General features: G+C 72.1%; 8 protein-coding genes. 2 read left to right on the forward strand and 6 right to left on the reverse strand.

The annotated features are described in order from the left end of the window. The first annotated feature begins 510 nt into the window (after window positions 1-510). A complete protein-coding gene (locus ACGFSC_RS24625) occupies window positions 511-1794 on the forward strand; it encodes an amidohydrolase family protein (protein ID WP_359901282.1) in 1284 nt (427 codons plus the stop codon). Between the two features lie 16 nt (window positions 1795-1810). Here ACGFSC_RS24625 and ACGFSC_RS24630 read toward each other — a convergent pair whose 3' ends face one another. The 6 genes from ACGFSC_RS24630 to ACGFSC_RS24655 form a co-directional block, all read right to left on the reverse strand. Continuing rightward, on the reverse strand, window positions 1811-2845 hold the full coding sequence (locus ACGFSC_RS24630; protein WP_359901279.1) for a ketoacyl-ACP synthase III: 1035 nt from the start codon (window positions 2843-2845) through the stop codon (window positions 1811-1813). Between the two features lie 476 nt (window positions 2846-3321). Beyond that, on the reverse strand, window positions 3322-3981 hold the full coding sequence (locus ACGFSC_RS24635; protein ID WP_359901277.1) for a hypothetical protein: 660 nt from the start codon (window positions 3979-3981) through the stop codon (window positions 3322-3324). 220 nt (window positions 3982-4201) lie between these two features. Beyond that, window positions 4202-6442, reverse strand: coding sequence for an RICIN domain-containing protein (locus ACGFSC_RS24640; RefSeq protein WP_359901275.1), 2241 nt, complete (start codon window positions 6440-6442; stop codon window positions 4202-4204). A gap of 304 nt (window positions 6443-6746) precedes the next feature. Further along, window positions 6747-8948, reverse strand: a complete 2202-nt coding sequence (locus tag ACGFSC_RS24645) for a M4 family metallopeptidase (protein ID WP_359901273.1) — start codon at window positions 8946-8948, stop codon at window positions 6747-6749. A 449-nt stretch (window positions 8949-9397) separates the two neighbouring features. Continuing rightward, a complete protein-coding gene (locus tag ACGFSC_RS24650; RefSeq protein WP_392863919.1) occupies window positions 9398-10222 on the reverse strand; it encodes a hypothetical protein in 825 nt (274 codons plus the stop codon). Beyond that, the gene (locus ACGFSC_RS24655; RefSeq protein ID WP_359915663.1) at window positions 10215-10727 is read right to left on the reverse strand and encodes a SigE family RNA polymerase sigma factor; all 513 of its coding nucleotides are present in this window, start codon (window positions 10725-10727) and stop codon (window positions 10215-10217) included. Before ACGFSC_RS24655 ends, ACGFSC_RS24650 begins: the two co-directional genes overlap by 8 nt. Window positions 10728-10979: 252 nt before the next feature. Here ACGFSC_RS24655 and ACGFSC_RS24660 point away from each other — a divergent pair, with 252 nt between their 5' ends. After that, complete coding sequence (locus tag ACGFSC_RS24660; protein WP_392863924.1) at window positions 10980-11780, forward strand: hypothetical protein; 801 nt, start codon at window positions 10980-10982, stop codon at window positions 11778-11780. Window positions 11781-11831: the final 51 nt, after the last annotated feature.

Below are 11831 nucleotides of genomic sequence, written 5' to 3' on the forward strand. Positions count from 1 at the left end.
GCCGCCGAGGGGCCGGTCGAGGCGGCCGACACCACGATGCCGGTGCGCCACACCGTCCGGGCGGTCTCCGCCCGGCACGGCCCGCGGGTCTCGTTCGCACCCGTCTTGACCGGGTTCCGTGGCCTGCTCCTCCACCCGCTGTGCGCCCCGCTCGGCCCGACCGGCGCGAAGGCCGACGCGCGAGCCCCTGTTCGGCATCTCCGCGCCGATCCCCAGCTCTGCACGCCCGCCCCGCCCCGGGCTACCGCTCGGCATGCGGAACCACCCGAACGGCGTCAATGTGAGCCTCATGGCCTTGACGGTCAGGTCCCACCGGACCCTGTCCAGGAGCTTCCGGATGCCGGGATCACGCACGGCGGCGCCCTGCGCGCGGGAGAGCCGGGCGAGGCAGTGGTGGCCGACCGGGGGCGCACGACGGCCGGGCCGGCCGGCGGACAACCGGGCACCGCCGGCCCGGTGGATCGGTGCGTCCCGCTGGTCCCGGCTCGGTGACCGGCCGAAGATGGCGGCATGGGTGTCGACGACTCGGGTACCGGGCTGCTGGTGACGAACGTGCGCGTCTTCGACGGGATCGGAGGGGAAGCGGTGCCGGGGCATGTCCGGGTCCAACGGGACAGGATCGCAGAAGTGGCGCTGGGCCGCCCCTTCCCGCGCGGCCTCCCGGGAGGCGCGACGGTGCTCGACGGCGGAGGCCGCACCCTCATCCCGGGGCTCACCGACGCGCACGTCCACCTGTTCGCGATCGGCGGCACCATGGCGGAACTGCAGCTCGCGCCGACCGGCACCGTGTACTACCAGGCCCTGGCCGCTGCCCGCGACATGCTGATGCGCGGCTTCACCACGGTTCGGGACATGGCCGGCGACACCGAACCGCTGCGGCGGGTGCTGGACCTCGGACTGTTCCCGGGCCCACGGATCTACCCGAGCCAGGCGGCCGTCTCCCAGACCGCCGGCCACGGCGACTTCGGGACGGTCCACGACGCACCGACCGCCCTGGGCGGACCACCGGCCCGGACCGAACAGATCGGGTTCACCCGGGTGGCCGACGGGCCGGAACGGGTGCTCGCCGCGGTGCGCGAACAGCTCAAGAAGGGCGCCACCCAGATCAAGCTGATGGCCGGCGGCGGCGTCATCTCCGAGTTCGACCCGCTGGACGTGCTGCAGTTCACCACGGCCGAGCTGGAGGCCGCCGTCGCCGCGGCCACCGACTGGGGCACCTACGTGACCGTGCACGTCTACACCTCCGAAGGCGTCCGCCGCGCGGTGCGGGCCGGGGTGCGCTGCATCGAGCACGGGCACCTCGTCGACGAGGACACCATCCGCTACCTCGCGGAGAACGGCGTGTGGCTCAGCACCCAGCCGTTCGAGGTCGACGACCACCACTACGCCTCCCCGGACAGCGACCGCAAGAACCGCGAGGTCTGCGAAGGCGTCGCCCGCACCATCGCCTGGGCGGTGAAGCACGGCGTTCGGCTGGCCTTCGGCACGGACCTGGTCCTCGACCCCGGGAAGGCCCACCGGCAGAACGAGATGCTCGTCCGGCTCGGCAGCTACCTCGGCCCGGTCGAGGCCCTGCGGACGGCCACCTCCGGCAACGCCGAGCTGTTCCGCCTGTCCGGCCGCCGAGACCCCTACCGCGCCGCGCCGCTCGGCGTCATCGCACCGGGAGCGTGGGCCGACCTCCTGGTCGTCGACGGCGACCCCACCACCGACCTCTCCGTCCTCGCCGACCCCGCACGCAACCTGCGACTGATCGTCAAGGACGGCGTCGTCCACAAGAACGAACTCGGCTGACCCCGGGGCCGGTCGGTCAGGCGTGTCGCAGGCAGAGGCTCCCCCACTGGAATCCCGCGCCGATCCCGGACAGCACGTAGGTGTCCCCGGGGAGCAGCGCGCCTTCCGCCATGGTGGCGTGGAGTGCGGTGAACAGGCCGGCCGACCCGGTGTTGCCCAGCCGCTCGACGGTGACGGGGACACGCTCGCGGGGAACGCCCAGGGCGGTCATGGTTTCGGTGAGGATGTTCAAGTTGGCCTGGTGCAGGAAGAAGTACCGGATCCCTCCGATCGGCACACCGGCCCGGTGCACGGCGCCGGCGATGCTCTCGGGCAGACGGGTGGTGGCGGTGTTCCAGACGGCACGGCCGTCCATCCGCAGGTAGTGCTCCCCGGCGGCGACGGTGGCCGTGGTGGTGGGCAGCCGGGTGCCTCCGGCGGGGATCTGGACGTCGTAGGAGAGCTGGGATCCCAGGTCGTAGGAGAGCAGACCCGCCCCGGCCTCGTCGGTGCGGGTGAGGACCACGGCTGCCGCGGCGTCTCCGAAGAAGACACCGGTCGTGCGGTCGGTGGGATCGGTGACCCTGGAGGCGCAGTCGGCCGCGAGAAGCAGAACGGTGGTGATCGAGGGGTTCTGCAGGAGGTGGGCGGCGATCAGCATGGCCTGGACACCGGAGGCACAGGCCGCCTGGGTGACGTCCAGGGACAGGGCGCGGTGGGCGCCGAGGGCGTCCTTGACGATCAACGCGGTTGACAGGAGCGGCTGGTCCCAGGTGTAGGTGGCGACGATGACCGCGTCCAGCTGGGCGGGCGCGACACCGGCGGCGTCCAGGGCCGGACGGGCCGCGGCGACGCACATGTCGGAGGTCGCCAGGTGCGGGGCCAGCCGCCGGCGCTCACGGATTCCGGTGCGGCTGGTGATCCATTCGTCGCTGGTGTCCAGGGTGCGGGTGAGCTGCTGGTTGGTGATGACGGTCGGCGGCAGGTGCACCCCGGTCCCGACGACGGCGAACGGCACGGGCAGGCCGGCGCCGGTCTGGTGGAACAGCGTCCGGTCCACGGTGACGGTCACAGCAGGCTGCTCCACCCGGACTCGACGATCGGTTCGCCGCGAGAGACTCCCATAATTCGTTTCCCTCCCCTGCCGGTCCGTGCATGGCTCAGCACAGCCCGGTCCGTCGTGTTTCAGTACCGTCGTATCGTTCCATGACACATCTGGGTCGGAAATCGCACCGTAATCCGTGCGCGTGACAAAGCCTCCACGTGTTTGACGTCATGTCGCTGTTATTCGCTACCGCGTTCGCCGCGGCACGCCATGCACGGATTCCACATCGACCGGATTCCGGGATCGATCCGCACGTGAAAAAGGAATACAGCGCTCCTGATTCTTGATCGTCCTCCAGGCAAGGCCGTACGAAGGGGGCGCGGGTGACCGATCCGAAGGTGTTCCGGCGGGGTGCGCCGGGGTGATCGCGGCAGGGCCCGGACTGGCCCGTCGCCGGATCGGTCGGCAGGGGACACGGCCGTCGCCGAACCCGGCCCGGCGGCTCAGGCCCGGCGGCGCCGGCGGCGCCAGAACCCGGTGCCGACCAGCAGCACGGCCGCGACGGCGGTGCCGGCGGTGCCGGCGGCGGCCCAGGTGGTGGAGTCGGAGGTGTCGCGCGCGGAGGCGGAGCCGGAGGCCGCGGCCGGTGCGGAACCGGCGGGGGCGGGCTCGGACACCGGCCCGCCGGTGGGCACCGGGACGGGCCCGGCGCCCGTCCCCGTCGACGCGGCCGACGGCACACCGGCCGGGGGCGACGCGGCCGCCGTACCGGCGGGCGCCGGGTCGTCGATGACGGCGTCCGCCACGTCCAGTTCGCGCTGGGCGTGGCCGAGCGAGGGGAAGGCGCAGTCGACGGTCACCTGCCAGTGCCCGGCGGGCAGGATCTCCCGGGTGGTGTACGTCCCCGGGCGGCCCGGGACGCCGACCAGTCGCCAGGGGCCCACCGTCCGGCCGTCCGCCGCGGTGGCGGAGAGCGTGCCGGCGAACTCCTCGGTCACCGGGTCGTGGTCGTTCTCCCAGGTGGCGACGGTGCTGACGTGACCGTTCTGCTGGCCGGTGACGTCCAGGTGGACGCTGTCGCCGTGGGCACCGGCCGGTGCGGCGGTGGGCAGGACGGCGGCCGCCGCGAGGGCGCAGGCGGCAAGGAGCGGGCGGGTTCGCATGGCGGGTGTTCCTCGGAGCGGTGTGGGAGGACGGGTGTGGGAGGACGGGTGCGGGAGACGGGGGCGCCGGGCGCGGCCGCGCCGGAGCGGGTGGCCGCGCCCGGCGCGCGGGCCGGGCGACGTGCGGGACCGTGGCACCGGGCAGCCGGGCAGCCGGACTGCCGGACTGCCGGGCCACGGTCCTCGGGCGCGCGGCCCGCGGTCGGTCGGAGCTGCCTGCTTACGTGGTCTTCAGGAGCGACCAGTTCTGCTGCGGCCGGCCGTTCGCCTGCTGCAGCTCCAGCAGCCAACCGCCGTAGTACCAGCGAGTGCTGAGCCCCAGCACGAGCGAGCCGCCGTCCGCGGTGACGGTGAACCCGCCCTCGACGGCGTTGAGCTGCCACTTCTGCGCGGTCGTGTCGGAACACGGCTGCTGGGCGACGTACTGACCGGCCACCGGGGCGCCGCCGAGCTGCAGGCACTTGCCGGAGCGCGCGGACTTGATCCGCACCGCGCCGTTCCCGGCGTCCTCGAACTGCCACTTCTGGTTGGCGTAGCCGGTGCGCTGGTAGGCGATGGCCACGGTCCCGTCGTTCGTCGAGCTGCCCCACAGGTCGGCGGCCTGCCCGGTCAGTCCGTTGACCATCGTGTAGCGCGTGCCCGGCTGCGGGCGGCCGGTGTCGGCGACCGTGCGGAAGGTGGCGGTGCGACCGGGCTTGCCGACCGCGCCGGCGGCGTCGCGGACGGCCACGGCCACGGTGTACGAGGTGCCGGGGGCGAGGCGGACCACGCCGACCACCGTCGAGCGGACGGTGCCGATCGCCTGGCCGTTCAGCAGCACGTCGTAGCCGGCCGCGGCGGGTACGGCGGTCCAGCTGAGCACGGCGGAGTTCTGGGTGACCTGGCTGACGCCCACCGCGGGGCCGGTGTTGCCCGCCGTGGGGGTCGCGGTCGGAGTGGGGGTCGGGGTCGCAGTCGCAGTCGGGGTCGCGGTCGGCGACGGGGAGCCGGTCGGGGTGGGGGTGGTGCTGCCGGTGGGCGTCGGGGTCGGCGAGGGCGTGCGGGTCGGCGTGCCGGTCGGAGTCGGGGTGGGCGTCGGGGTGGGCGTCGGGTCGGGGCCGCTGCCGCCACCGGCGATGAGGAAGCGGTTGTTGGCGACGTTCCAGTGCGTGGTGAGGTAACTGCCCGGCGACGGTGAGGTGTTGTAGTAGTCGTCGTGGTTGCAGTCGAGCCGGTCGTCATGGGCGCGGTCCGGGCAGACGGTCCGCATCTGCGGGTAGTCGGGGGCGTCCGAGTAGCACATCACGTCCCACTCGTCGACGCAGTGCCCGGCCTTGCTGGAGTTGGGCGCGCTGTTGTTCACCGCGCCCAGGTTGTGGCCGAGTTCGTGGGCGGCGGTGCTGCCGCCCCAGCACCCGGAGTCGGTCCGGCCGTACGAGGGCCCGAAGTTGCTCAGGTTGTCCTGGCCGGGGCGCTCGTCGCCGGCGAAGGTGCCGATCCCGCAGTACACCTTGGCGTCGGTGAACATCATGTACTTGCGGTCCTTGCGGTTGAACCCCTGCGCGGCGAGGGCCCGGTTGCTCGCGTTGAAGTCCTGGATCTCGGCGTCGGAGATCTGCACGTTCAGCACCGAGGCGCTGCAGTCGGACTCGGTGACGAAGCGGACGTGCCGTTCGCCGCCGGTCTCCGCGGCGCTGGCGTTGTAGATGACGTCGACGTCGGCGGACCACTTCTTGAACGAGGCGAGGTACTGGGCGAAGCGGTCGTTGCCCGGGCTGTGGACGTACACCACCTGGACGCGGTTGCCGCTGCTGCCGTCGCCATCGCAGACCAGCTTCGACCCGGCGGGCACGGCCGCTGCGGCCGGGGCAGCGTCCGCGGCGGTGCCGGCGCCGCCGAGCAGCGCCTTCTGCGTGGCGTCCAGGACGGGCGCGGAGCCCTTCAGCAGGTCGGCGGCGGCGGGTGCCTGGGCTCCGGCCGCGACGGTGAGCGCGGGCGTCCGGGCGACCGGGGCCGCGACCGGCGGGACGTCCTGGCGGATGTCCACGCCCTTGGGCGGCACGTCCGGGCCGTGGCTGCACTGGGTGCTACCGGTGACCTCCAGCGTGCCGCCGCAGCGGTCGCTGCCGGGCAGGCTCAATCCGGCGTAGACCAGGCCGCGTTCGGGCTCGTCCTTGGGTATCGCCTTGAGCGGCGCGGCCTTCTGGTCCCGCTTCGGGGCGGGCGCCTGGGTGGCCCCCTCGGCGGTGCCGGTCTCCCCCGGTCCGCCGTCGTAGCCGACCAGCCCGGCCTGCGTCCCCGAACCGTCGACCCCGTCGGCCGCGGCCGTGACGGCGCCGTTCAGGGCCGCCGGCTCCAGCGCGGTGCGGATGCCGAGCGTTCCCGCCAGCAGCCCTGCCGCCACCGCCGCGGCGACCAGGGCGCTCCTGCGGGTGAGCCTGCGGCGCTTGCGCCGGCGAAGCTCGGTGCTCCGGTGTCCCATCGCGTTCCTTTCCTCGTGCGATGGCCCGGACCCTGTGGTGAGGGGGTCCGGGCCTTCCGACACTCCGGAGAGCACGAGGGACGACCGGCGATAACAGAAACATCTTGCGAAAATATTCAGCGCGTTCGAACCGGGGGCGGCGGCGCCGGTTCCGGCCGGGGTGGTCCGGAGCCCGGCGACGGACCGTGCCGCACGGCCAAGAGGTGATCCGGCCGGCGAAGTGAGTGCCTTCGCCGACCGGATCACCTCAGAGGTCAGTGCTCAGTGCTCAGTGCTTGGTGCTCGGTGCTCGGTGCCGACACGGTCAGAAGATGAGCTTCCAGCCGTCGATGCGGCCCGAGTCGGTGCGGTACATGTCCTGCACCCGGAGCCGCCAGGTACCGTTGGCGAGCTGGGCGGAGGCGTCAACCGTGTAGGTCTCGATGACGTTGTCGCCCGAGTCGCCGACGTTGCTCTTCTTCAGCGAGTACACCGCGCCGTCCGGGCCGACCAGGTCGACGACCAGGTCACCGCGCCAGGTGTGCTTGATGTCCACGCCCACCTTGAGGTCGCTCGGCGCCTGGCCCGGGATCCGGTCGATGACGATGTCCGAGAAGATCGCGGGGCCCCCGTCCGGGATCTGCACAGGGGTGGTGTTCGCGAAGATGCCCCGGGAGACCTTCCAGGTGAACGTCGTCGCGAGGCTGCTGTGGTGGGAGGCCTTGGCGGTGACGGTGACCGTGTACGTGCCGGTGAGGGCCGGGACGCCGGTGACCCGGCCGGTGACCGGGTGGAGCGTCAGGCCCTCGGGGAGGCCGGTCGCGTGGTAGGTGACGATGCCGGGGTTGAAGTTGGCGGCCTTGATCTGGAGATCGGCGGGGGCGCCGATCGCGGTGATCTGGCTGGCGACGGGGTCCAGCAGGAGGCCGTCGACGACGCGCGGGCCGACGTTGATGGCCGCCCAGGCGTTGGCGGTGTTCATGTAGGTCGCGCTGGTCGGCCCGTACAGGTCGGCGGCGGCCTGCAGGGTGGCGGTGCGGGCCGCCGCGTAGTTGGTCGACGAGGTCATGTAGGTGGTCAGCGCCCGGTACCAGATCTTGGCGGCCGCGTCCCGGCCGATGCCGGTCACCGGCAGGCCGTCGGAGGTCGGGGAGTCGTAGGCCACGCCGTTGACGGTCTTGCTGCCGCTGCCCTCGGAGGCCAGGTAGAACCAGTGGTTGGCCGGGCCGGAGGAGTAGTGCACGTCGATGGAGCCGAGGTCGGACGACCAGGAGTCCCTGGAGCGGCCGTCCTTCGAGGGCTTGTCCATGTAGCGCAGCGGACTGCCGTTGCCCCTGATGTCGATCTTCTCGCCGACCAGGTAGTCGCCCTTGTCCTCGGGGTTGTCGGCCCAGAACTCGATGGCGGCGGCCATGATGTCCGAGGTGGCCTCGTTCAGGCCGCCGGACTCGCCGCTGTAGATCAGGTTCGCGGTGGCGGAGGTGACGCCGTGGGTCATCTCGTGGGCGCCGACGTCGATGGAGGTCAGCGGCTTGACGTTGCCCGCGCCGTCGCCGTAGGTCATGCAGAAGCAGCTGTCGGACCAGAACGCGTTGACGTAGTTGTTGCCGTAGTGGACCCGGGTGTAGGCGCCGACGCCGTCGTCCTTGATGCCGTTGCGGCCGTGGACGTTCTTGTAGTAGTCCCAGGTGAGTTGGGCGCCGTAGGCGGCATCCACGGCGGCGGTCTGCCGGTTGGAGACGGTGCCGTCGCCCCAGGTGTCGGTCGGATTGGTGAACAGCTTCCTGGTGGAGCTGGTGCCGTTCAGGTCGTAGGTGCTGTGGCCGCCGCGGGTGTTGTCGGTCAGCGCGAAGCCGCCGCCGGCCGCCGCCGAGGTGCCGATGGTGACCTGGCCCGAGTACTTGCTGTTGCCGACGCCCGTCTCGATGCCCTGGTACTCGAAGATCTTCTTGCCGGAGTTGGCGTCGGTGATGACGTGCAGCTCGGACGGCGTGCCGTCCTCCTGCGTGCCGGTGACCACCGTCTCCCACGCGAGGCGCGGGGTGCCGGACGCGGCCCAGACCACCTTGCGGGTGCTGTCGGCCGCCGGCTCCGCGACCTTCGCGCTGCCGGCGCTGTCGAGCGCGAGGCCCTTCGCCGCCTCGGCGCTCTCCTTGGCGGTGGTGTCGACGGCGATGTCCGCCTCGGTGGCCTTGGTGACGCCCTTCGTGGAGCCGTCCGCGGCGGTGTGGACGACCAGGTCGCCGCCGAGCACCGGCAGTCCGTCGAAGGTCCGCTCGTAGCGGGTGTGCACGCTGCCGTCGGCGTCCTTGGTGACGCCCCTGGCGACCAGCGCCTCCTTCGACCCCAGCTTCAGCGAGCCGGCGGTCTCCGCCAGCGACGCGTCCGCCGAGGCCAGCAACTCACCGCGCTGCTCCGGCGACAGCTGCACCGGCAGCGCGCCGGCGGCGGCCCGGACCTCGGCGGGGGCCTGGACGGGAGTCTCGTCGGCGATGGCGACACCGGATGTCAGGGCAGCCACGATCATCGCGGCGCCGACTGTCAACGCGCCTGCGCCGGTGGTCTTTCGGGAGGATCGATTCACACTGAACTCCTTCTGCGACGGCCGCGCGGGTGCGGCCGGAGTCAGCCGGGAGGGCAGGGATGGTGCCGCCCGGTAGAGCTGGTGGTTCGAGTGGGGGACAACCTCCACGTGGTCACCGCAGCGGGTGGTGCGCGTGCGACTGCAAGGGCCGCTGCAGCGATGGGACGGTACAGTGCCATCTTTGTTGGAAACACGTCACCCGTGCGGCGACAAGTTGGCCGGAATGCTTCGTGATAGACGTAATGTCGAGGTAATCCATCGTCAGAAGACGGGTAATGCGGGGGAAAACAGACCGGCGCCGGCGTCGGCCCCGCACCGCCCCCGGCTCCTCCTCCCCGAGCTCCCGGACGGTCCCCCGTGATCGCCTCAGCATGGGGCGCGCGGTGTGGTGCTTACGGGTGGGTGGCCTTGATGTTGGGCTGGGTCTTCTGGTTGTAGATCTCCTTGCCGTCCGCGTTGTAGGCGTGGACGTAGGGGGCCGGGGGGAAGGAGTTCGCGTTGTTTCCGGTGGAGACGGCCGCCGTGTAGGCGAAGGCGCCGCCCGCCATGACGGCCGGGTACTGGGTCGGGTCGTCGCCGTAGCTGATGGTGACCTTGGCGACATCGGGTGTGTAGTGTCCGGCGCCCAGGGAGAGGAACTGCCCGGCACCGGCCGGGGTGCTGAAGCTGTCGAAGAACGAGATCAGGTGACCGGTGCCCCACAGGCGGTCGTTGATGAACGTCGCGGGGACGGACTTGCTGTTGCCCTGGTGGCCCTTCGACTCGCACTGCACGTACTGGCCGGCGGAGTTGACGGCGATGACCACGCCGTCGGTGTCCGGCGAGGCGACGGGAGCGCGGACCGCGATCACCGCCTGGTACTGCGACGCGTCGGAGCCCAGGCAGGAGGCCAGGATCCCGGCGACGGCCCCGGCCTCGATCGGGGTCGTCGCCGTGCTGGTGACGGTGAAAGCCGCCGGCGGGTGGGGGGAAGCCGGCACGGAGGGGGTCTCTGTGGTGGCTGCTCCTTGTTGTGGTCCCGGTGAGTGCGGCGCGGACGGGAGAGCCAGGCACAGGGCTGCTGCGATGCAGGCCGCGGCCGCGCCCAGGGCGTGTCGGCGGTGGCGGCGCCGGTCGGCGCGCCGGCGGATCTCCGCAGCGGGCAGGGTCGGTGCGGGCATCTGCGTGCCGAGCAGCCGCAGCCGGTCTGCGAGGGTGTCGTGGATGGGGTCAGACACGGAGCTTTCCTTCCTCGCCGGCCGGGGTCAGGTCGGCGAGTCTGGCCGCGAGCGCGGCCCGGCCGCGGGCGAGGCGGCTCTTGACGGCGCTGACGCTGGCGCCGGTATCGGCCGCGACCTGCTCGACGGAGAGATCGCACATGTGGTGCAGGACCAGGGCGCTCCGCTGTGCCTCGGGCAGCTCGCGGAGCGCGGCGACCAGCATCAGGTGCTCCTCGGTGGGCGGCTCGACGGTGGGTGGTTCCTGGCGGTGGTGGCGTCCGGCCAAGTGCAGGCCCCGGGCCAGACGTCGCCAGCGGGAGAGGGCCAGCCGCCGGGCCGTGGTCCGGATCCATGCCTCCGGGGCGTTGCCCGGGTCGAAGGTACGCCTTCGGTCCCACGCGCGGATGAAGGCCTCCTGGACCACGTCCTGCGCTTCGGACCAGTTGCCGGTTATCGCGTAGAGCTGCCCGGTCAGGCGGGAGAAGGACGCCGCGTAGAACGCGTCGAACTCCTGTGGCGTCATCAAGGGCCTCTCTTCCGGGGCTGTCCGTCAGCTCGCGGCACAGGCGGTGCGCGAGGAAGCACTCCTCGGCCGCGGCGGCGGATCTGTGCGTCCTGGGCGGAGCCTCCCGCCCTGTACGCACGAGCCCCGTCCCGGCGTTGCGCCCACGGACTATGACGTGGATCACGTGTGCGGGGTGCGACCTGCCGGGCGCCGGGAGGCGTACAGGGGTGCTGGCATCAACCGGACGCCCGCAGGAAAGGACACGGATTCATGCGTATCCGCCCGATCATGCTCATCTCCGCCACCGTCACCGCCGCGGCCATCGCGACCGCGGGGGGAATGGCCACTGCCGCACCCGGCACCTCCACGCCCACCCCCACGGCCCAAGGCAAGCCCTCCGGTGCGCCCACCGCCACGCCCACCGCCACGGCCTCCGACGCCGTCTCGGCCGACGCCTCGGCGATCCCCGGCGGCGGCTCGGCCGTCACCGGTGCGACTGCTACCCCGGCGGCTTTCACCGTCACCAGCACGGCGACGACCCCGATCGAGGCCGGGGCCGTCGCCGGGATCCTGGCCTCCTGCCTGGGCTCCGACGCGTCGCAGTACCAGGCGGTGATCGCGGTCCGCGCTCCCGTCGCCTCGCCGGACACCGACGGCGTGGTCATCGCCGTCAACTCCGCCGGCCAGTACGTGCAGTGCGAGTCGAAGGGCCACCAGGGCAACAGCAAGTCCGTCCCCGCGACGTTCATCAACGACCGCCTGTGGGGCACCGGTCACCTGATCGAGTACTTCGACAGCTTCAGCACCCCGGCCGGTGCCGGGCAGTTCCTCTCCCTGGGCGCCGGACACTACACACCCGATGTCGCCAAGGTCACCATCAGCTACGGCGACGACCCGACCCAGTACCCGGCCGTCATGGCGGGCGGCGCCTTCGCCTACACGGCGGCCGTCTCCACCGGAAACAACGCGAACTCCTTCCCCCCGGCCCCCTACGTCCACGCCTACAACGCGGACGGCAAGGAGATCTACAACCAGAAGACCCAGCCCAACATCAAGGCCACCCACCCGTAAGCACCACACCGGACACCCGGTGGTGGGGCGATCAGCCCGGCGGCAGCGCGG

It is taken from the genome of Kitasatospora sp. NPDC048715, assembly GCF_043198905.1.
Taxonomy (GTDB): Bacteria; Actinomycetota; Actinomycetes; order Streptomycetales; family Streptomycetaceae; genus Kitasatospora; species Kitasatospora lactacystinica.